The 18886-nt window shown below is 59.1% G+C and carries 24 protein-coding genes; 8 read left to right on the top strand and 16 right to left on the bottom strand.

From position 1 onward, the window contains the following. Position 1 precedes the first annotated feature (1 nt). Complete coding sequence (gene hmgA / locus ACR0KW_RS08525) at positions 2-1357, bottom strand: homogentisate 1,2-dioxygenase (protein ID WP_480804594.1); 1356 nt, start codon at positions 1355-1357, stop codon at positions 2-4. Positions 1358-1444: 87 nt separating this feature from the next. On the opposite strand from hmgA, the gene ACR0KW_RS08520 reads away from it, so the two are divergent. The 3 genes from ACR0KW_RS08520 (at position 1445) to ACR0KW_RS08510 (ending at position 4264) form a co-directional block, all read left to right on the top strand. After that, positions 1445-1879 carry a MarR family winged helix-turn-helix transcriptional regulator gene (locus tag ACR0KW_RS08520; RefSeq protein WP_480804593.1) on the top strand — a complete coding sequence of 145 codons (435 nt, stop codon included), beginning with the start codon at positions 1445-1447 and terminating at the stop codon, positions 1877-1879. 65 nt (positions 1880-1944) lie between these two features. Beyond that, positions 1945-3180 carry an adenylate/guanylate cyclase domain-containing protein gene (locus ACR0KW_RS08515; protein ID WP_480804592.1) on the top strand — a complete coding sequence of 412 codons (1236 nt, stop codon included), beginning with the start codon at positions 1945-1947 and terminating at the stop codon, positions 3178-3180. 136 nt (positions 3181-3316) lie between these two features. Continuing rightward, entirely contained in the window at positions 3317-4264 is a 948-nt protein-coding gene (locus tag ACR0KW_RS08510) for an AEC family transporter (protein ID WP_480804591.1), read from the top strand. Between the two features lies 1 nt (position 4265). Here the strand turns inward: ACR0KW_RS08510 and ACR0KW_RS08505 are convergent, their stop codons facing one another. Together ACR0KW_RS08505 and ACR0KW_RS08500 are read right to left on the bottom strand one after the other, a co-directional pair. Then, a complete protein-coding gene (locus ACR0KW_RS08505; RefSeq protein WP_480804590.1) occupies positions 4266-5084 on the bottom strand; it encodes a DUF2189 domain-containing protein in 819 nt (272 codons plus the stop codon). Between the two features lie 165 nt (positions 5085-5249). After that, positions 5250-6059 carry a division plane positioning ATPase MipZ gene (locus ACR0KW_RS08500; RefSeq protein ID WP_170328373.1) on the bottom strand — a complete coding sequence of 270 codons (810 nt, stop codon included), beginning with the start codon at positions 6057-6059 and terminating at the stop codon, positions 5250-5252. A 207-nt stretch (positions 6060-6266) separates the two neighbouring features. On the opposite strand from ACR0KW_RS08500, the gene ACR0KW_RS08495 reads away from it, so the two are divergent. Next, a complete protein-coding gene (locus ACR0KW_RS08495) occupies positions 6267-7154 on the top strand; it encodes an AEC family transporter (protein WP_480804589.1) in 888 nt (295 codons plus the stop codon). An 80-nt stretch (positions 7155-7234) separates the two neighbouring features. Continuing rightward, a complete protein-coding gene (locus tag ACR0KW_RS08490) occupies positions 7235-8830 on the top strand; it encodes an MFS transporter (RefSeq protein ID WP_480804588.1) in 1596 nt (531 codons plus the stop codon). A gap of 20 nt (positions 8831-8850) precedes the next feature. Here ACR0KW_RS08490 and ACR0KW_RS08485 read toward each other — a convergent pair whose 3' ends face one another. After that, on the bottom strand, positions 8851-9078 hold the full coding sequence (locus ACR0KW_RS08485) for a hypothetical protein (protein WP_170328425.1): 228 nt from the start codon (positions 9076-9078) through the stop codon (positions 8851-8853). A gap of 301 nt (positions 9079-9379) precedes the next feature. On the opposite strand from ACR0KW_RS08485, the gene ACR0KW_RS08480 reads away from it, so the two are divergent. Further along, positions 9380-9940: a hypothetical protein gene (locus ACR0KW_RS08480; RefSeq protein WP_480804587.1), complete on the top strand. Its 561-nt coding sequence runs from the start codon at positions 9380-9382 to the stop codon at positions 9938-9940. A 103-nt stretch (positions 9941-10043) separates the two neighbouring features. On the opposite strand, the gene rpmE is transcribed toward ACR0KW_RS08480, so the two are convergent. After that, positions 10044-10265 carry a 50S ribosomal protein L31 gene (rpmE, locus tag ACR0KW_RS08475; protein WP_170428949.1) on the bottom strand — a complete coding sequence of 74 codons (222 nt, stop codon included), beginning with the start codon at positions 10263-10265 and terminating at the stop codon, positions 10044-10046. Between the two features lie 11 nt (positions 10266-10276). Then, positions 10277-10660 (bottom strand): 50S ribosomal protein L19, encoded by a 384-nt coding sequence (rplS, locus tag ACR0KW_RS08470; protein WP_170328369.1) that lies wholly within the window; start codon positions 10658-10660, stop codon positions 10277-10279. Positions 10661-11039: 379 nt separating this feature from the next. Here rplS and ACR0KW_RS08465 point away from each other — a divergent pair, with 379 nt between their 5' ends. After that, positions 11040-11840 carry a glycoside hydrolase family 25 protein gene (locus ACR0KW_RS08465; RefSeq protein ID WP_480804586.1) on the top strand — a complete coding sequence of 267 codons (801 nt, stop codon included), beginning with the start codon at positions 11040-11042 and terminating at the stop codon, positions 11838-11840. Here ACR0KW_RS08465 and trmD read toward each other — a convergent pair. The 10 genes from trmD to ACR0KW_RS08415 form a co-directional block, all read right to left on the bottom strand. After that, positions 11837-12634 (bottom strand): tRNA (guanosine(37)-N1)-methyltransferase TrmD, encoded by a 798-nt coding sequence (trmD, locus tag ACR0KW_RS08460; RefSeq protein ID WP_480804585.1) that lies wholly within the window; start codon positions 12632-12634, stop codon positions 11837-11839. The genes ACR0KW_RS08465 and trmD overlap by 4 nt on opposite strands. Next, positions 12631-13446 carry a hypothetical protein gene (locus tag ACR0KW_RS08455; RefSeq protein ID WP_480804584.1) on the bottom strand — a complete coding sequence of 272 codons (816 nt, stop codon included), beginning with the start codon at positions 13444-13446 and terminating at the stop codon, positions 12631-12633. The genes trmD and ACR0KW_RS08455 overlap by 4 nt, the downstream gene beginning before the upstream one ends. After that, a complete protein-coding gene (gene rimM / locus ACR0KW_RS08450) occupies positions 13446-13949 on the bottom strand; it encodes a ribosome maturation factor RimM (RefSeq protein WP_480804583.1) in 504 nt (167 codons plus the stop codon). The genes ACR0KW_RS08455 and rimM overlap by 1 nt, the downstream gene beginning before the upstream one ends. Continuing rightward, positions 13942-14091, bottom strand: coding sequence for a hypothetical protein (locus tag ACR0KW_RS08445; protein WP_480804582.1), 150 nt, complete (start codon positions 14089-14091; stop codon positions 13942-13944). The genes rimM and ACR0KW_RS08445 overlap by 8 nt, the downstream gene beginning before the upstream one ends. A 4-nt stretch (positions 14092-14095) precedes the next feature. Then, a complete protein-coding gene (gene bluB / locus ACR0KW_RS08440; RefSeq protein WP_480804581.1) occupies positions 14096-14731 on the bottom strand; it encodes a 5,6-dimethylbenzimidazole synthase in 636 nt (211 codons plus the stop codon). Positions 14732-14743: 12 nt separating this feature from the next. After that, on the bottom strand, positions 14744-15118 hold the full coding sequence (gene rpsP / locus ACR0KW_RS08435; RefSeq protein ID WP_480804580.1) for a 30S ribosomal protein S16: 375 nt from the start codon (positions 15116-15118) through the stop codon (positions 14744-14746). Positions 15119-15188: 70 nt separating this feature from the next. Next, complete coding sequence (locus tag ACR0KW_RS08430; protein WP_170328361.1) at positions 15189-15485, bottom strand: chorismate mutase; 297 nt, start codon at positions 15483-15485, stop codon at positions 15189-15191. Positions 15486-15519: 34 nt separating this feature from the next. Next, a complete protein-coding gene (locus ACR0KW_RS08425; RefSeq protein ID WP_480804579.1) occupies positions 15520-16074 on the bottom strand; it encodes a GNAT family N-acetyltransferase in 555 nt (184 codons plus the stop codon). Then, positions 16075-17580 (bottom strand): signal recognition particle protein, encoded by a 1506-nt coding sequence (ffh, locus tag ACR0KW_RS08420; protein ID WP_480526205.1) that lies wholly within the window; start codon positions 17578-17580, stop codon positions 16075-16077. It abuts the gene before it with no gap. 162 nt (positions 17581-17742) lie between these two features. Next, entirely contained in the window at positions 17743-18261 is a 519-nt protein-coding gene (locus ACR0KW_RS08415; RefSeq protein ID WP_480804578.1) for a hypothetical protein, read from the bottom strand. Positions 18262-18349: 88 nt separating this feature from the next. Between ACR0KW_RS08415 and ACR0KW_RS08410 the strand changes: the two genes are divergently transcribed. Further along, a complete protein-coding gene (locus tag ACR0KW_RS08410) occupies positions 18350-18880 on the top strand; it encodes a prolyl-tRNA synthetase associated domain-containing protein (protein WP_480804577.1) in 531 nt (176 codons plus the stop codon). Positions 18881-18886: the final 6 nt, after the last annotated feature.

Genomic DNA, 18886 nt, shown 5'->3' with positions numbered 1-18886 from the left:
CTCACTTTTTGCCCGGTGTTCCGTCGAACTTTTTCTCAAGTGAGGTCCAGCAGTCAATGTAATCGTCCTGCAAGGGGGCCTCGTTGGCCGCAAAAGGCGTCAGATGCTGCGGGAACCGGGTTTCGAACATGAAGGACATGGTGTTGTCCAGCTTGTCTGGCCCAAGGTTGGCATTCGACGCTTTTTCGAACGCCTCGCGGTCCGGCCCGTGCGGCAGCATCATATTGTGCAGGCTCATGCCGCCGGGAACAAAGCCCTGCGGCTTGGCATCGTACTGACCGTAGATGTTGCCCATAAGCTCGGACATGATGTTCTTGTGATACCAGGGCGGGCGGAACGTATCCTCGGCCACCATCCAGCGTTCACGGAACAGGACAAAGTCGATATTGGCCGTGCCCGGCTGCCCCGAAGGTGCGGTCAGCACGGTAAAGATCGACGGATCGGGATGGTCGAACAGGATCGCGCCGACCGGGCAATAGGTGCGCAGGTCGTATTTGTAGGGCGCATAATTGCCGTGCCATGCGACCACGTCCAGCGGGCTTTGACCGATCTTGGTGGTGTGAAACTGCCCACACCATTTGACGGTGACGGTTGAGGGCACCTCGCGATCCTCAAACGCCGCGACAGGCGCCTTGAAATCGCGTGGGTTGGCCATGCAGTTGGCGCCGATCGGACCGCGGCCTGGCAACTCGAATTTCTGACCGTAGTTCTCGCAGACAAAGCCGCGCGCAGGACCCTCCAGCACCTCAACCCTGTACACCAACCCACGTGGAATAATCGCGATTTCCTTGGGTTCAAGGTCGATGATCCCCAGCTCGGTCGCAAAGCGCAGGCGGCCTTCCTGCGGCACCACCAGCAACTCGGAATCGGCCGAGTAGAAATAGGCGTCCACCATCGACTCGGTGACCAGATAGATGTGGCTGGCCATGCCCACCTGTGTGTTCACGTCGCCTGCCGTGGTCATCGTGCGCATACCTGTCAGCCAGGTCAGCCCCTGATCGGAATGCGGCACCGCATCCCAGCGGTACTGGCCCAGGCTGATCACGTCCGGATCGACAAAAGGCGCGGATTTCCAATAAGGCAGGTCGATCTTTTCATAGCGGTGCGAATGCTTGACCGACGGTCGGATGCGATAGCACCACGTCCGTTCCGGCGGGTTGGCGGTGAAAGCCGTGCCGCTGAGTTGCTCACCATAGAGACCATAGTTGCAGCGCTGCGGGCTGTTCATTCCCTGCGGCAGCGCGCCGGGCAGAGCCTCGGTTTCGAAGTCATTTCCAAAGCCGGGCATATAGCCCGCATGGGTGCCGACCGGGCTGCTGGCCTGGGTCATTTCATGCGGATCAGTCGGATGGTTCATCCTGCGTTCCTCCGTTTGCTGCTTGTGGGATAATAGTCGGTTTTGTAACTAACAAGCATGACTCGGGACGATTCCATGAAAAAATCCATGAAAAAAGATGACTTTGATTTGCAAAATTTCTTGCCCTACCTGCTGAACCGGGCGGCCGAGGAAAGCTCGTTGGAATTTCAGAAGGTCTACAAGGACCACTACGGTATGCTGCGTAACGAATGGCGGGTCCTGTTCCACCTGGGCAATTACGGCGAAATGACCGCGAAAGAGATCGGCGAACGCGCCAGGCTCCACAAAACCAAGGTCAGCCGTGCGGTGCACAGGCTGGAGGAACGCCGGTATCTGCTGCGCAGCCGCAGTGACACGGATCGCAGGGTGGAAAATCTGATGCTGACGACCTTGGGTCAATCCGTCTATCACGAGCTATACGGTATCGCCGGGCAATATGATGCAAAGCTAGCAGCACAATTCAGTACAGAAGAAGTGGCCCTGTTGCGCAAAATGCTGCGCCAGCTGGCGCATTTGGAGTGATCACTGGTAATTCCGGCCACTGGCCCCCAGATGACAACCAGAGCGGACACTGGAATAATAACAAAATGACGACCCTGAACGCCGATACGGCGAAATCAACTGATTTGATCGAATGGATTGTGACACGCGGCCTGGAAGGAGCCGCGAAAGAAGAGTTGTTGGACGGCTACTGCAACAAGCTGTTGGAACTGGGCGTGCCCTTGATGCGCTTTCATGCGGCGCAATCGGCCTTGCACCCGGTCTACGGCGGCACCGGCTTCAGTTGGTATCAGGGGCGAGGGGGTGAGTCCGAGACCTTTGAATATACCGAAGAGCCCAGCGAACAGTGGAGGCATAGCCCCCTCTACGCCATTCTGAACAATGAGGTGGATGAAATCCGCGAGCGTCTGGTCGATCAGAACGAGGCCAATCGCTATCCCTTGCTGAATGACCTGCGCCAGATCGGGGCGACGGATTACTATGCCACCGGGGTCAGCTTTAACGTGCCGACCCAAAGCGTGACAGGAATTGCCAAAGAGGCCGTGGACGGGGTTCTGATGTCCTGGGCCTCAAACGCGCCGGAAGGGTTCCGGGACAGTGATCTGGACCTGATCAACACGGCGCTGCCGCATCTGGGGTTGGCGCTGAAATCCGCGTCGAGTGCCCGGATATCAAAAGATCTGATGCGGGTCTATCTGGGCCGCGATGCGGGGCGCCGCGTGTTGTCGGGCGAAATCCGGCGCGGCTCGTTGCAGCAGATCGATGCGGTGATGTGGAACTTTGACCTTGAGGGTTTTACCAGCCTATCTGAAGAGCTGCCGGGCAACGAAATCATCGACATGCTGAACGATTATCTGGCCGTCGCCGTGGGCGTCGTACATGACAATCGCGGCAATATCCTGAAATTCATGGGGGACGGGCTGATGGCGATGTTCGACGTCGGCGAGATCGACGAGGACGCGCGTGCAGCGCTGAAAGCCGTGCCGGTGTTGCAGCAACGGATGGAGGCGCTGAACGCCCGCCGCGAGGCCGAGGGTCTGCCGGTGGCCAGCTTCACCCTTGCCCTGCACGCTGGTGAAATCCTGTATGGCAATATCGGGTCCGAGACGAGATTGGACTTTACGGTGATCGGCCCCGCCGTGAACCAGACTGCGCGGATTGCCGGGATGCACAAGTCACTGGGACAGCGGATACTGATCTCGGATGATGTTGCGCGCGCGGCGCAGCCTTGCGGTCAGAACCTTGTGTCTGTCGGGCGCTACATGCTGCGCGGCGTGCCGGAACCGAAAGAGCTGTTTACGATCTACGAACCTCGACACTGAAAACCCGGCTGCGCCCTGACAGCAAAGACCTGTTCTTTAACGATTTTGACGAAAAAAGCTTCTGTCGTATGATCACCCCCTGCCGTTGGCGGCAGGGGTGAGTAACAAGTTGCGTCGACAAGGAGCTGATCAGACCTTGCAGTTCGATAGTCTCTTCGATTCCTTTATCGTGATGCTGGCACTGGTCGGGTCGGCGGTGTGGTTCCGGCACAGCAATGTCATTCAAGAGCGTGAACAGGGCGTGTTCGCCCGCTTGGTCACCGACTTTGCCCTGCCGGCATTGATATTCGCCAATCTCAGCAGCGAGCCGTTTCGAGTGCGGAACTTCGAACTTGCCCTTGTGCTTTTCATGGCCATCGCCGTGGTCATGACAGTTGCGTGGTTGACCGGTCGCTGGATGCGATTGGACAGGCCGGTGCTGGGGTCGGTGATCCTTGTGTCAGGGGTCGGCAGCACGTCGACGCTGGGGTATTCGCTGCTTCAGAACATTTATGGCGACAACACCGAAATCATGAGCCAACTCGTCGTGATGGGCGAAATTGGCGTGGTGCTGCCCCTGTTTACCGTCGGCGTCGCCATCGCCAGCTATTACGGTGAAAATAACGACGAAGGGCCAACGATAGCGGATGCCCTGAAGACATTCGTGCGGTCACCGATTTTCCTGGCCTTTGTATTGGGTGTTTTGGCGTCTGCCATTGGCCTTCCGCAAGGCAGCAGGGTTGTGGAACTGCTGAATGACTTCCTTGGGATTGCCAGCGCGTCGCTGACCTTCCTCGTGGCCTTCACGATCGGGCTGATGCTGCGTCCTGTCGGATTTCAGCAGTTCGCGGGTTTGTTCGTTCTGGTCTGCGCGCTGAAATTGCTGCTCGAGCCGTTGGTCGCAGGCGGGTTTGCCTTTGTGCTGGGATTACCGGACTTTCAACGCGATATACTGGTGATCGAGGCCGCGATGCCGTCTGGGGCTTTGGCCGCAGTGATTGCCGCGCGATACGGGTGCGACGCGGCAATTGCCTCAGCCTTGTTGATCGCGACCTTCGTGCTCAGCCTGTTTGCGGTGCCGCTGATTGGGTATTTGGCGCTGTAGATTACCCCTCCGCTGGGGGCACGACCCGTTGGTAGAGGTGCCACGTGGCATGGCCAAGAATTGGCAGGGTGAAGATCAGGCCCAGAAATGCCGGAACCATTGACAACAGCATGGTGACCGAGATGATTGCCGCCCAGGTCAGCATGACCACAGGGTTTTCCGCAACGACGCGGATGGACGTCAACATGGCGGAAACAAAATTGGTTTCCCGGTCAAGCAGCATGGGCATGGCGATGACGGTCACCGTGAACAGGACTGCTGACAGAAACGCGCCGACGCAGGTGCCAACAGCAAGGAAGGTCCAGCCCTGCGGCGTGAAGAATACAGTGTTCAGGAACCCGTCAAAATCTGAGAAGGATGCGTTCTGCAGGATGATCGCCAGCCAAAGTCGAACCTGGTAAATCCACACCCAGAAAATGAACAGGGTGACAAAGGCCATCCAGCCCATTTCGCGTTTGCGCTGATTGGCCATGACGCCGAGGATTTCAGACCAGCCGAAACTCTCCCCCTTCTGCAACCGGCGGGACATCTCGTACAGCCCGGCGGCGGCGAAGGGCGCGACCAGTGGAAAGCCTACGATTGCGGGAATGATCATCCAGATCTTGCCAAGCCAGACCAGACCCCAAACAAACAGGATGCCGAACACCGCATAGAACAAGCCGAAAAAGCCACTCATCAAAGGGCGCGCCAGAAAATCAGAAAAACCGGCTTTCAGCGAGGCGGTGATGTCACTGGATGTCACCGTGTTTACTTCGGGCACGGATTGTTGCTGCGGCTTCAGATTTTCAGGTGGTGTGGACCCTTCGGTGTCGGATGTCATGGCACGCTCCTCCCAAAGCACAGTGCTTTGCTGGTCCGTTTGCCAACGGACCCAGCTGTGAACAGGCGCCTTTCCTCTGCAAACAAGTCTGCATCAGGTAAGGCACAAGGGCAAGGTGGAGGAGGTTGGCAGCTGAGCTGCGCGTGTCGTGCGGGGCAGAACCCCTTAGAAATCGATCTCTACGCCCGGCAGGTTCAGCTCTTTCATCATGTCACGCAGCTCTTGCCGCGCGGCGATGTTCGAGATGTTCAGCTGTTTGACCCCAATATCCTTGAGGTCCAGCAGGGTCAGGCCGCGCGGGAACAGTTCGCGGAAAATCACCCGCTCGGAAAAGCCCGAGGCGACGCGGAAACCAATGCGCTGCGACAGCATCTCAATCGCGCGCTGCATCTTTTCCTTGTTGACCATGCGCTGTGTACCAACACGGTTGCGCACGACGACCCAGTCGATGGGCTTCAGCCCGGCTTGCGCGCGCAGCTGCCGCGCGTTCCAGACCATTTCGGAGTACACCGACGGCCCGAGGATTTTCTCACCCTTTGAATCGATCCGCGCCAGCAGGTCGAAATCGATGAAGCTGTCGTTCAGTGGCGTGATCAGCGTATCGGCCAGCGAATGCGCCACCTGGCTGAGGCGGGTGTGTGAGCCGGGGCAATCGATCAGGATAAAGTCGCTGTCGCTCTCCAGCTCGGCCACTGCGGCGGACAGGCGGTGGTCATAGATATTCTCACCGGGTTTCAGCTTGCTTGCGTCGATCTCGGGCAGGTCATGGTGGCGCGGGCTGGGCAGACGTGCCTCGGAGCCGTTCATGAAGTTGCCGCGGTTTTCGAAATAACGCCCAAGGCTGCGTTGCCGCAGGTCAAGGTCCAGTGTGCTGACCTTGTGCCCCAGTCGCGCCAGCGCGGTTGCCACATGCATCGACACGGTCGATTTGCCTGCGCCGCCCTTCTCGTTCCCCACTACGATGATATGTGCCATGCTTGTATTCCCATGTCCCGCCGTGCTTGCCCACACGTTGTTGTGAGCCACTATATGTTGTGGAAAGCGGGAAGGGAAGGACCCCAATAGGTGATATCAGGCTCTAATTTGGAAAACCAAGGTGTGCGGGCGGGTTAGGCTGTACTCTTGTCAAACACCGTGCCCTGTTTCACTGTCGGGGGCAGGGAAATGCGATAGGGGCAGCCGTTGGATCACCTGTTTCTGAACGTTCTGAACGTGGTCCTGCCGGTGCTGATCTGCGCCGGGATCGGCTATAGTCTGGCCCTGATCAAGGCGCCCTTCGACAACAAGGTGATCGGCGGGATTGTCTCGCGTGTCGGGTACCCGACGCTGATCATCTCGCACCTGTCCACCACCAATATCGCCGTCGGCACGTTTCTGGATGTGATGGCCGCTGCCGCGTTGGCGATTGCCGGGTTCGGCGTGCTGGGGTTCATTGCCTTGAAGGCGATGCGCCTGCCGGTGCGGGCGTTTCTGACACCGCTGATGCATGGCAATGTTGGCAATATCGGCCTGCCGATCACACTGCTGGCGCTTGGCGACGCCGGTATGGCTTATACGATGGGTTTCGTGGTGGTCGTGCTGATCAGCATCTTCACTGTTGGCATGTGGATACCGGCCGGAGAGTTTTCTCCGAAAAAGCTCGCCACATCGCCGATCATCTATGCGGTGGTGATCTCGCTGATCCTGATGGCGACCGGATACAGCTTGCCGCAGCCGGTGGCGAAGTCTTTTGACATACTCGGAGGCTTGTCCATCCCGCTGATGCTGCTGACGCTGGGCCACACGCTGGCAACATTGCAGATCCAAAGCCTTGGCCGGGCGGTGATGCTGACCGTTCTGCATCTGGCGATGGCAGTTGTGATCGCCAGCGGTCTGGTCTGGGCGTTCGGCTTTACCGGAGCGGAACGCGGCGCGGTGATCCTGTGTTGCCTGATGCCTTCTTCGGTGGCGACCTACCTGTTCATTGACCAGCACGTGCCGGAATACGGGTCGGATGTAGCAGGCTTTATCCTGTTTTCGACGCTCAGCACGATTGTCGTGCTGCCCGTTGCGCTGTCTTACTGGATCTGACGCGGGTACTATGCGCAGAGGTAAAAATCGCTAAACTTCTGAATAATTGCGTTAATCAACCATAGTTTGAGGGCAATTTGATGCGTGACAAGACCTCGGAAGACGTGAGCCCGCAGGCCCGCGCTCGTGTCGTTCTGGCGATGACGGCGATTTGCATGATGGTCGTGGGGTTCAACACAACCGCCGTCGCCACCGTCCTGCCCAACCTAAAGGCCGAGTTCGATCTGACCCCGTCCGGGCTGCAATGGGTGATGGCAACTTATACGGTGGCCAGCGCCACGCTTGTCACAATCGTCTCTCGGCTGGGGGATATCACCGGCAAGATGGGCGTGTTTTTCTTTGGCATGATCGTCTTTGCCATCGGGTCGGCCTCGGTCCTGTTTGCGCAAGACGCTGCCATGCTGCTGTTCGGGCGCGGAGCGCAGGGGGCAGGGGCGGCAGCGCTGTTTGGAACCTCGTTGTCACTGCTGACCGCCGCTACACCCGAGGAGCAACGCGCCAGCGTCACCGGGGCTTGGGGCGCGATCGTCGGCCTGGCCATCGGCGTCGGGCCAATCGTCGGCGGAGCCTTTGGCCATTATGTCAGTTGGCGGGCGGTTTTCGCGGCCGATCTTGTGCTGCTGGCCGCAGCCTTTGCCATTGGGCTGCACGTCAGTCGGCGTAAATACGTGCCAGACACGCGCCTTGCTGGGGCAAAATTCGATTACCCGGGGGCGGTTGCCATCCTCTTGTTCCTCGGGCCTCTATCCTTTGCGCTCAGCAATGGGGAAAGCGGCGGCTGGGCCACGCCCCTTACGCTGATACCACTGGCCATTGCAGCTATGGCAACGATTGTGTTGGTCATCGTCTCACGCCGCGCCGAAGACCCGCTGATCGAACTGCGCTACTTCCGCCACCCGCGCTACTTTATGGCTGCGGCAGGGATGTTTTTTACCGGCTTCACGCTGTTCTGCTTCTTCGTCTATTTCAACACTTTCGTGCAGTCGCCGGATGCCTTTGGGTATAGCTCCATCGGAGCAGGGCTGGCGATCATGCCGCTCAGTCTCAGCATGTTTGTCATCTCGGTCACAGCGCCGCGGTTTCTGGCGCCCTACAGCTTTCAATGGCCAGTTGCGATTGGGCTTGGGGCGATGGCCTGCGGGTTCCTGTTGCTGATGACCACCGCGAACACCACGCAATATGCCGAGATCTGGTGGAAACTGCTGATCGTCGGCATCGGCATGGGCATCTGCTTTTCGCTGCTGCCACGCCTGGGCCTGCGCTTGCTGCCCGAGGAACATGTGGGGCAGGGGTCGGGCGTGATCAACGCCTGCCTGTATTTCGGCGCTACACTGGGCGCTGTGGTCGGTGGCCTTGCCGAATCCATCACCATTCGTCGTGGCCTGTCCGAGGTGATCGACGCGCTGCCCGCCGGATCGACCCAGCGCGAGGATTTGGCCCATGCGCTGACTCACGGTACGCCCAGCCAGATACAGCAGCAGATCGCAGGGATGGACCCTACCGCCAGCGCCGCTTTGGCCAAGGCGCTGCGGGATTTGCAGGACAACGCCTTTGACAGTGCCATGCTGGTGGCGGCGGTTGCGGCGCTGGTCGGGATGGGGCTGGCGTTGATGCTGTTGCGTGGACCGGTGCCGCCGCTGCACAGTGCGGCCGAGTTGACGCGCGGGGGGCGTTAAGCACCGCGGCCTAACCGAGCTTACCCGCCAAGATACACCCCGTCTTTCGGGCGGTAGAACACCTTCTGATCGTGCAGCTTACCCAGAAGATCGTGAATGCGACGCAGAGTGTCTTCGCGCCCTGCTTTACCGCCTTCGTCCTCATCCATCGCCGCCTGCGACAACGAGGCGACCGACCCACGCAACGCCGTTTCGATCAGGTCCATATCCTCTACCGAAAGCTCGATCATGTCATTGTACTGGGGCATATTCGGGGTCTCCGTGGGTTTAATACCTGCTTTGTAGACCAGTGTAGCACTTATCAGACTTGGACAAAATCGTGCCAAGCTTGGCGCGGTGTAGCCGACGCTTTTTATCGTAGTAATTGAGCGGTTGGGCGGTAGTATTTTTGACCGTTTGAGTTGGGCCGAGAAATGAAAGCGTGTGAACCAAATGGGAGAAAAGCAACTTAGAATTTGCCTTCTTCGGATTGTGGGAAGCTTGCAGCCCAGGGTTGACGTGTACGAAATGCAGACTAGCATCGACACCATGTTTTTTTGAGGTTTGACAATGAAATACGCGGCGCTTGTGATTTTTTCTGTACTAACTTTGAACGCCGTCCCCGCAGTGGCACAACACCAGTCTAACCACAGTTATGATGGCCTTAAAGTCGGCACAGTCCGTGTCTTTCAAAGATCACCCAGAGGTAACTTTGAATCTCGTTTTCTAGGAAAGCGCAGTGGTCTGTATGTTTTTGAGATATATTCTACCAATGGTAGTGACAAGGAGTACGACCGTACGATCTATCGCAACTCAAAAGGGCAAACCGTTCGGATGGAACGGTCGGATGGTGCGACGATAAAGTACGAGCCACATAACTGCTGGTTGGTCGTCGGCGAATGCATCTATGTAGTATATGATCGGAATGGGATTCCGGGGACATATCGCGCTATTGGTAAGGCAGCGAAACGTGGATTTACTCAGAAAACGGATTATTTGAACGGATCGAAATACGAGAGTTTTTCAAAAATCCGTATAAAGTTTGACGAAGAGGGACGAGAAACTTCGCGCCAAATTCAGCAGAATGGAACGCGTACTCGAATTGAATTGAAGCGGGTTGTGTTGCCTTGAATAACTTCATCCCGCGTCGGGAATAATGCAGGGTAAGTCCTATCATCTGGCGTAAAAAAGGCCGCCCCGAAGGACGGCCTTTCGCATTTCAACCGGGTCAGGTTCAGAAGCCCAGACCTTCGTATTTCTTCTTGAACTTCGACACACGGCCGCCGGCGTCCATCAGGCGCGACGAGCCACCGGTCCACGCGGGGTGCGAGGAGGGGTCGATTTCCAGAGCCAGCTGGTCGCCTTCGGCGCCCCAGGTGGATTTCATCTGAACCACGGTGCCATCGGTCATTTTGACGTTGATGACGTGATAATCGGGATGGATGTCTTTTTTCATCTTTCCGCTCCTTACGCCTCGGCGCCAGCCTTGGGCTTGTAGTTGGTGACTTCGGCGATACGCGCGGATTTACCACGGCGCGAGCGCAGGTAGTACAGCTTGGCGCGACGGACGCGGCCACGGCGAACAACGGTGATGCTGTCGATGTTGGTCGAGTGCAACGGGAACACACGCTCCACGCCTTCGCCAAACGAGATTTTGCGGACGGTGAACGAACCGGCGATGCCGCTGCCACCTTTGCGCGCGATGCAGACGCCTTCGTAGTTCTGCACACGGGTACGCGACCCTTCGGTCACTTTAAAGCCGACACGGATGGTGTCACCGGCTTTGAAATCGGGGATGTCTTTCCCCAGGGCGGCAATCTGTTCCGCCTCAAGCTGTGCGATCAGGTCCATCGCAGTTACTCCTATCTGCTCGTGGTTGGTCCACGAAGTTGAGCACGGCCTGAGAGCTCTTGGTCTTCACCGGGTCCTGCGTACAGCCCGCCAGAGGTCAGATCGAATGTTCCTTTGGTCCGGTCCGCCCTGACACGCTGCGGCTGAAGAAAGCCCGGCGTTGCGCCATTGTGCAAACCAAAACACCGGAGTCGCGCAGTTGCGGCACCGGATTGCGCTGCTTTACGAGGTTTGCGGGCAGGGATCAAGCCAAAATCGCCATATTTTCATAGCTAGACGGTGGGATTTCGCCGTCCGCAAAATACCCCGTTGCCTTGTGAGGTCGATCAGGCATTCTGGAGGGAATTATACGAGCAGAAATTTGAAACAGGAACAGACGATGCGCATAGCGTTGATGCTGGCCGTTCTGGCCACGGCGACCCTGTCCTGCGGTCGCAGCACCCCTCCGCCCCAACAGGTCGAGGCCAAAGCTTTTCTGAGTACAACCTCACCATCGGTCATCTACCCGGCCTTTGGTGATGCCGACCCGCATGACTGGGACGGGCGGCATCCCGGTCACTATCCGGTACACGGGCTGGATGTGTCGCGCTGGCAAGGGCCGATCGACTGGCGCAGGGCCAAGGCGTCGGGCGTCAGTTTCGTGTTCATCAAAGCGACCGAGGGCGGCGACGTGGCCGACCCCATGTTTGACGACCACCGGCGCGGCGCGCAGGCCGCAGGGGTGCCGTGGGGAGCGTACCACTATTACTATTTCTGCCGCCCCGCGCATGAACAAGCGCGGTGGTTCATCAAGAACGTCCCCAAGGGGTCTGACCTACCGCACGTGCTGGACATGGAGTGGACCCCACATTCCCGCACCTGCAGGTTGCGCCCGGATGGCGCCACCGTTCGGGCCGAGACCAAACGGTTCCTCGACATTCTGGAACGTCACTATGGACGCCGCCCGATTGTCTACACGACCGTGGATTTCCATGCAGATACCGATATCGGTCGTTTGCGCGGAACCGAATTTTGGCTGCGGTCCGTCGCCGGGCATCCACACAAAGTCTACCCCCAAGCGTCCTGGCGGTTCTGGCAATATACCGGCACCGGGCTGGTGCCGGGCGTGCAGGGCAAAGTGGATATCAACACGTTCAACGGCCACCCCGAGACATGGGCGCGCTGGAAGGCGGGCGGTTAGTCCCGCGCTTTGCGGTAGCTCTCCCACAGATCGGGGCGCCGTTCCTGGGTGATCTGTTCCGACATCTCGTGCCGCCACTTGGCAATGCGCCCATGGTGGCCGGACATCAGGATATCCGGGATCGGGCGGCCCTTCCATTCGGCGGGGCGGGTGTATTGCGGATGCTCCAGCAGGCCCGAGGAAAAGCTCTCTTCCTCGGCTGAGGCCTGATTGCCCAGCACGCCGGGGATCAGCCGCACCGTCGCGTCGATCAGGGCCTGCGCGGCGATCTCGCCGCCGGTCATGACAAAATCACCCAAACTGACTTCTTGCACGCCGTAATGCTCCAGCACGCGTTCGTCGACACCTTCGAAACGGCCGCACAGCAGGGTCATGCCGTCGCAGCGTGCCAGGTTCTGCATCATGCGCTGGTCCATCCGGCGCCCACGGGGGCTGAGATAGATCAGAGGCCAGTTGCCGCGAATGCCTGCCATTGTATGTTCGATTGCCTCACCCAGAACATCGGCGCGCAGCACCATCCCCGCGCCGCCGCCAGCGGGCGTGTCATCCACATTGCGGTGCTTGCCGATGCCGAACTGGCGCAAATCGACAGTTTCCAGCTGCCACAGCCCCTCTTGGAGGGCTTTTCCGGTCAGGCTTTCGCCCAGCACGCCGGGAAAGGCCGAGGGGAACAGGGTGATAATCTTGGCCTTCCACACACCATGCAGGTCCGGCGTGGGGGTCATCAGTTCACGCGGTTTCAGTGTCGGGCGGATCGCCTTGCGACCGTGGGATTTACTGGGCTTGTCTGTCATGTCGTGCCGATTAGCGCGCCTTTCGCGCGTTCAATTATTGCTTTTTTCTGCTCGATCAGAGCTGCCTCATCCAGACGCGAGCGGTTCAGGTCCAGCAACTCTGCCAGAACATCCTCGGGCAGGCGGCTGTTGGCCTTGGAGGGCTGCACCAGCAGCTTGGCCTTGTCGCGCGGCAGGTCCAGATACTCGGCAAGTGGGGCGCCGGGGCCATAGCGGCGCAATTGCAGTTCTTCAAGCCAATCGGCCGTAACGGTGACCGAAGGCAGCCGGTCCCGGATCTGATCCACCGTGTCCTGCAACGGTGGCAGGTGATCCAGATTTGATCGAAAGTCTTCAAAATCATGGACCTGGCGAATGCGCTCCAGATCATGCGCCCAAAGGCTGCGCAGCCACCCGCCGCGTTGGCGCAGCGACAGGTAGATCGTGATCTCGACCTCTTGCCCGGAGAAGCTATGGCGGATGGCATCCACCAGACATGCCGCAAGCTCGGGCGCTGCTGCATAGCCGTTTTCGATATTTCGGCTGGGGCGCAACCCGGCGAAGTTTTCTTCGCTGACGATCAGGCCACGTTTGTCGCCAAAATCGATCGAGTCCAAAAAATCGCGAACCTGTGTGCCAAATTCGGATAGCGTGCCGACGGTGCCATAGACCGAGTGGTTGGTGGCCGCCCGCGACAGGCCGGACTTGCGGGTACGATAGGGTAGCACAAGTGCGAAATGCGGCCAGATCAGTTCGCGATTGTCATAGAGGAAAGACTGTGCCGCCGTGGTTCCTGTCTTGTGCAGGCCCAGGTGCAGCAGGATGCGGCGCATCAGATCAGCCCTTCGGGTGGATCGGCGATGATGCGACCCTTGTCCAGATCGACTGTCGGCACGGCCTCGAGCGTGAAGGGTAGCAGAACGGTTGCTTTCAGACCCGGCCCGTGCAGTTCCAGAAGGTCGGCAGCGCCGTGGTTCTGCACCGACTTGACCCGGCCCAACAGGGTACCGCCTGTATCATAGACCTCAAGCCCGATCAGGTCGGTGTGGTAGAATTCGTCATCCGGCAGGGACGGCAGCTGATCACGCCGCGCAAACAGGCGCAGGCCTTTCAGCGCGTCGGCCTCTTCCTTTGTCTCGACCCCGCCCAGCCGTGCGGCGAACCCGTTCTTGATCGAGCGAGTCAGAACCAGTGGATACCGCTGGGCGCCGGTCTCATCCGTCAGAGGAGAATACGCTTCGATATCTTCAGGGACCGCGCAATAGCTTTTCAGGCGCACTTCGCCGCGCACACCATACGACCCCGCAACGCTGCCCACGCAGATCAGATCACTCATTTGGCTTGTCCACCGTCACACATAGACCATCTTGCCAGTCGCCCCGCGATGCACAGGCCTCGCGTTGGTTACTACGTTCAAAAAACACGCCGACAATAAATGCGATCAGCAACAGGATGGGAAGCCGTATCAGCCCGAACATCTGCCTATCGTACCTCGATCGGCAGTGTGTCGTAGCGGGATTCCCAGCCGACGCGTTCCAGCTCGGGCGAGTCCAACAGCTCTTCCGGCCAGCCGACGCAGAAGTATCCGATCAGGCGCCAGCCATCCGGAACGTTCAGGTCACGGGTCATCTTGTCGGGGTCCAGAATGGACACCCAGCCCAAGCCCAGCCCGTGTGTTCGCAGGGCCAGCCAGAACAGCGTGATTGCCGAAACGACGGAATAGCGCCGCGCCTCGGGCATCGTACCCGCGCCCAGACCTTGCCCCTTGTCGGTGGCATCGTCGCAGAACACAGCCAGTTGCACTGGGGCTTCCTGCATCCCCGACAGCTTTAGACCGCTGTAGATTTGCGCCTTCTCGCCGGAATACCCGGCCAGTGACTCGGCATTGGCAGCCTGGAAATTCTTCAGTGCCGCCGCTCGCGCGGCTTCACTTTCGACGCGGATCACGCGCCAGGGTTCGCTCAGCCCCACCGAAGGGGCCAGGCGAAATGCGTCGAGGCAACGCGTCAGCATTGCCTCGTCCACGGGATCTGTGCGGAACCGGCGCACATCGCGCCGGAGCCGCATCAACAGATCGAACTGCGTGCGAAAATCGTCGGTGAAAGTTTGATCCTGCACGCGCTCGCCTTCTTACTCTTCTGCAGGTGCAGCAGCAGCTTCGGCAGCTTCAGCGGCCTTTGCTGCTTTCTCTTCCGCACGCTCCTGAGCTTTCTTGCCCGGGGTACCCTTGTTGGGGTTGTTACGCTCGGCCTTTTCGCGAGTGCCGGCTGCTTCCAGCATACGTGCGATACGGTCGGTGGGCTGTGCGCCCTGGTCCAGCCAGTACTGAACGCGCTCCATGTTCATTTTCACGCGCTCTTCGCTGTCTTTCGGCAGCAGCGGGTTGTAGGTGCCCAGTTTCTCGATGAAACGGCCGTCGCGGGGCATGCGGCTGTCAGCAGCTACGATGCGGTAGAAGGGACGTTTTTTCGAGCCGCCGCGGGCGAGACGAATTTTCATTGCCATGGTGGTATCTCCTTTGGATGGCGTGACCGGGAATTGCCCGGTTATTCTTGGTATTCGTGGAAACGGATGATTATTCCTGATGTTTCCGGTGGTGTCGGATGACTTCCTGAATGATGAAATTCAGGAAAGCCTTGGCGAAATCAGGGTCCAGATTGGCCTGTATTGCCAGGTCTTCTAACCGTGCGATCTGCGCGGCTTCGCGCGAGGGATCGGACGGGGGAAGGTCGTGTTCGGCCTTGAGCTTGCCAACGGCCTGCGTGTGTTTGAACCGCTCGCCCAGCGTATAGACGAGGATCGCGTCCAGCCGGTCGATACTTTCGCGGTGTTCTTTCAACAGCGTGGCTGCCCGCGTCACGGGGTTGGTCATTGGCCGGTCCTTTCGGAGGTCAAAGCGGTGTAGGTCATGCGTAGGCCTCCATCCCGCCATTCACCAGATCCTCTGGCGCGGGGTGGCGCCAGATTTCGGTGTTGCCGAATTTCGGGTGCTCATAATGATAGTCGAGCTGGGCGCCCAACCGTTTGGCAACGGCTTTGCTGGCGTCGTTGTCCGGGTCGATCAGCGAGATCGCGGTTTCCCAGCCCAGAATGTCATAAGCGTGGGTGCGCGCGGCCAAGGCGGCTTCGGTCGCGTAGCCTTTGCCGGTGGCATTGCTCATCAGGGTCCAACCGACCTCGGGCTCGGGCCAGCCTTCGGGGAACCACAGGCCGACACGACCGACATAGATGCCGGTCTCTTTTTCCTCGACGCCCCAAAAACCAAAGCCGCGAATGGCCCAATGTCCCAGCAGCATGGCGATGGACCGCCATGTCTCATCCCGACGCAGCGGGCCGCCAACATATTTGGCGGCGTCCGAGGCGAAAAACTCGGCCTCGGCGTCAAGATCGGCGACAGACGGCGCGCGCAGGATCAGGCGCTCGGTCTCAAGCCGGGGGATATGTTGGGCGATGGCGGTCATTTACTTTTTCTTGCCAAACCCGCTGAGACCCGGAGGCAGGGCCATGCCGCCGCCCATGCCAGGCATCCCGGGCATCTTGCCGCCCATCGCCTTGGCCGCCTGTTCCAGCGCCTTGGGGTCCATGCCCGCAGCCATTTCCTCGGGGCTTGGGCCGCCCTTGCCGAACATGCCTTTCATGGCTTGTTTCAGCATCTTGCCTTTGCCCATCTTGCCCATCTTTTTCATCATGTCCGACATTTGCCGGTGCATCTTGAGCAGCTTGTTGAGGTCGCTGACCTCCATCCCGGAACCCGCTGCAATCCGCTTCTTGCGGCTGGCTTGCAGCAGCTGAGGGTTGGCGCGTTCGCGTTTGGTCATGGATTGGATCATGGCTATCTGCTGGCGCAGGATCTTGTCGTCCAGACCGGCCTGATCCATCTGCTTGGCCATTTTGCCCATGCCCGGCATCATGCCCATCATGCCCTGCATACCACCCATCTGGATCATCTGTTCCAGCTGCATTTTCAGGTCGTTCATGTTGAACTGACCTTTGACCATGCGCTTCATCATGCGCTCGGTCTGTTCCATCTCCATTGTTTCCTGGGCCTTTTCGACCAGGGCAACGATGTCGCCCATGCCCAGAATACGACCGGCGATCCGGTCCGGCTCGAAGGTTTCGAGCGCATCCATCTTTTCGCCCAGGCCAACAAAGCGAATGGGCTTGCCGGTGACCGCGCGCATCGACAGCGCCGCGCCACCGCGGCCATCACCGTCCATCCGGGTCAGAACCACGCCCGAGATGCCGACCTTGGCGTCGAACTCTTCGGCCACTTCCACGGCGACCTGACCGGTCAGGCCGTCGACCACCAGCAGGGTTTCACGCGGGTCAACCGCGTTGCGGACCTGCTCGACCTCGTCCATCAGGACTTCGTCGATGTGCAAACGGCCCGCGGTATCCAGCATGTAGACGTCGTAGCCGCCCAGCGTCGCCTGTTGCTTGGCACGCTTGGCGATGTCGACCGGTTTCTGGCCGGGAACGATGGGCAGAGTGTCCACGCCGACTTGTGTGCCCAGAACCGCAAGCTGATCCATCGCCGCCGGGCGATAGACGTCGAGCGAGGCCATCAGGACCTTCTTGCCCTCTTTCTCTTTCAGGCGTTTGGCGAGCTTGCCGGTGGTGGTGGTCTTACCCGAGCCCTGCAGACCGACCATCAGGATCGGGGCGGGCGGGTTGTCGATTTTCAGCTTGCCGGGGTCTTCCTCGCCACGCAGGGTATCGACCAGCGCGTCATGCACGATCTTGACGACCTGCTGGCCGGGCGTGATTGACTTGGTGACGGCCTGACCGGTCGCCTGTTCCTGCACCTTCTTGACGAATTCACGCGCCACCGGCAGCGAGACGTCGGCCTCAAGCAGGGCCACGCGCACTTCGCGAAGGGCGGTCTTGACGTCTTCTTCGGACAGAGCACCCTGTTTGGTCAGCCGGTCAAAGACGCCGGAAAGGCGTTCGGATAGATTTTCAAACATGCCTTCGGCCTCCTTAGCCGGTTATCTGGTGGCACTTCCTAGGTAGGAAACGCCGGTTAAATGCACAATTGCCCCCACGGGCGAAACTCGCTGGTGGGGGGCGATCCCTTAACGACTCAAGGGACCGGAAGATCATACGCTTCCGGATGTTTGGGAGGGGCTTTAGGCCGATTGGCTGTCAGAGTCAACCTTGCGCGCCGGAAGCCATTCGTTGACCGCATCGACCATTCGCTGCGCGCCGCGCCCGCTGACATAGGCTTCGATAATCGGGTGTCGGCCTGCACTCATTCCCTTTTCCAGGATCAGAACGGGACGGTGCATCTTAGACGTGGTCTTGTCGCGGGATGAAGTGGTGGCTTCCACCTCGGCATGGGACAGGTTTGAAAGCACATGCTCTACGGTGCCATAGCCAAAGACGGTTTTGCGGCGGATCAGGATGCTGTTGCTGGGTCGATCCAATATGACCTGAACGCGGCGGACAAATACGCAGAAAGCACCAAAGCCCAGACCGCCACCAACCAGGGCAAAGAAAATGCCGAACAAGATACCCTCGCCGCCTTCGCTGACCATGAACAGCCCAGCACCGACAAAGGCAAGGATGAAGATGACCAGCATGATGCCAGTCAGCCAGGGTGTGTTGGACAGGATCAATTGTTCCGGGGTATTGCGCGTGATCTTCATGGCGGCACGCTAGCACTGAATTCAGGGTCTGTCGTGGCTTGAATCTCCGCTCATGTTGCGCGATGAGCGCGCCAAACAGGAGGAACCCATGGACGCATCATCCGCTTTTCAGGACACACTGCCGCTCAGTTCCGATGCGCTTTTGGCGCAATTGGACGATTGGCGGCTGGCCTATCGTCTGCATACCCATGTGCCGCTGCGCACGGTCGAAGATTCGAAGTCGGTTGAAGATCAGTTCATGGTGCCGGATGAAAACGCTTTGCGCCTGAAGAACCTGTACCTGCGGGACAAGAAAAAGCGGAACTATCTGGTGACGCTGGAGCAAAGCCGCGAGATTGACCTCAAGGCGCTGGGGGCGGAGCTAGGCGTGGGCAACCTGTCCTTCGGCTCGGCGGACCGGCTGCTGCAAAACCTTGGTATCCGGCCGGGAGCGGTCAGCCCGCTGGCGATGATCAACGGGGTGCAGAACAACGTGCGGTTCTTCATGGATGGTGCGGCGCAGCAGGCCGATGTCATCTACATGCACCCGCTAGTCAATGATCGTACTGTTGCGATGGCGCGGACCGATCTGATGGCGTTCTTCGACCGGATCGGGTGTGAGGTGACCTGGCTGCCCTGAACCTAA

The organism is Ruegeria sp. CG11, from assembly GCF_056537245.1.
This window is presented reverse-complemented; position numbering and strand designations above follow the sequence as displayed.

What these genes read in the sequence shown, in the direction of transcription:
- ACR0KW_RS08465 (WP_480804586.1), top strand. Translation starts at nt 11,040, where the DNA reads ATGCGCATAGCGTTGATGCTGGCCGTTCTGGCCACGGCGACCCTGTCC.
- hmgA (WP_480804594.1), bottom strand. Translation starts at nt 1,357, where the DNA reads ATGAACCATCCGACTGATCCGCATGAAATGACCCAGGCCAGCAGCCCG.
- ACR0KW_RS08490 (WP_480804588.1), top strand. Translation starts at nt 7,235, where the DNA reads ATGCGTGACAAGACCTCGGAAGACGTGAGCCCGCAGGCCCGCGCTCGT.
- ACR0KW_RS08415 (WP_480804578.1), bottom strand. Translation starts at nt 18,261, where the DNA reads ATGAAGATCACGCGCAATACCCCGGAACAATTGATCCTGTCCAACACA.
- ACR0KW_RS08430 (WP_170328361.1), bottom strand. Translation starts at nt 15,485, where the DNA reads ATGACCAACCCCGTGACGCGGGCAGCCACGCTGTTGAAAGAACACCGC.
- ACR0KW_RS08485 (WP_170328425.1), bottom strand. Translation starts at nt 9,078, where the DNA reads ATGCCCCAGTACAATGACATGATCGAGCTTTCGGTAGAGGATATGGAC.
- rplS (WP_170328369.1), bottom strand. Translation starts at nt 10,660, where the DNA reads ATGGACCTGATCGCACAGCTTGAGGCGGAACAGATTGCCGCCCTGGGG.
- ACR0KW_RS08520 (WP_480804593.1), top strand. Translation starts at nt 1,445, where the DNA reads ATGAAAAAAGATGACTTTGATTTGCAAAATTTCTTGCCCTACCTGCTG.
- ACR0KW_RS08505 (WP_480804590.1), bottom strand. Translation starts at nt 5,084, where the DNA reads ATGACATCCGACACCGAAGGGTCCACACCACCTGAAAATCTGAAGCCG.
- rpsP (WP_480804580.1), bottom strand. Translation starts at nt 15,118, where the DNA reads ATGGCAATGAAAATTCGTCTCGCCCGCGGCGGCTCGAAAAAACGTCCC.
- ACR0KW_RS08515 (WP_480804592.1), top strand. Translation starts at nt 1,945, where the DNA reads ATGACGACCCTGAACGCCGATACGGCGAAATCAACTGATTTGATCGAA.
- ACR0KW_RS08455 (WP_480804584.1), bottom strand. Translation starts at nt 13,446, where the DNA reads ATGCGCCGCATCCTGCTGCACCTGGGCCTGCACAAGACAGGAACCACG.
- ACR0KW_RS08410 (WP_480804577.1), top strand. Translation starts at nt 18,350, where the DNA reads ATGGACGCATCATCCGCTTTTCAGGACACACTGCCGCTCAGTTCCGAT.
- ACR0KW_RS08445 (WP_480804582.1), bottom strand. Translation starts at nt 14,091, where the DNA reads ATGTTCGGGCTGATACGGCTTCCCATCCTGTTGCTGATCGCATTTATT.
- rpmE (WP_170428949.1), bottom strand. Translation starts at nt 10,265, where the DNA reads ATGAAAAAAGACATCCATCCCGATTATCACGTCATCAACGTCAAAATG.
- ACR0KW_RS08480 (WP_480804587.1), top strand. Translation starts at nt 9,380, where the DNA reads ATGAAATACGCGGCGCTTGTGATTTTTTCTGTACTAACTTTGAACGCC.
- ACR0KW_RS08500 (WP_170328373.1), bottom strand. Translation starts at nt 6,059, where the DNA reads ATGGCACATATCATCGTAGTGGGGAACGAGAAGGGCGGCGCAGGCAAA.
- ACR0KW_RS08425 (WP_480804579.1), bottom strand. Translation starts at nt 16,074, where the DNA reads ATGACCGCCATCGCCCAACATATCCCCCGGCTTGAGACCGAGCGCCTG.
- trmD (WP_480804585.1), bottom strand. Translation starts at nt 12,634, where the DNA reads ATGACAGACAAGCCCAGTAAATCCCACGGTCGCAAGGCGATCCGCCCG.
- rimM (WP_480804583.1), bottom strand. Translation starts at nt 13,949, where the DNA reads ATGAGTGATCTGATCTGCGTGGGCAGCGTTGCGGGGTCGTATGGTGTG.
- ffh (WP_480526205.1), bottom strand. Translation starts at nt 17,580, where the DNA reads ATGTTTGAAAATCTATCCGAACGCCTTTCCGGCGTCTTTGACCGGCTG.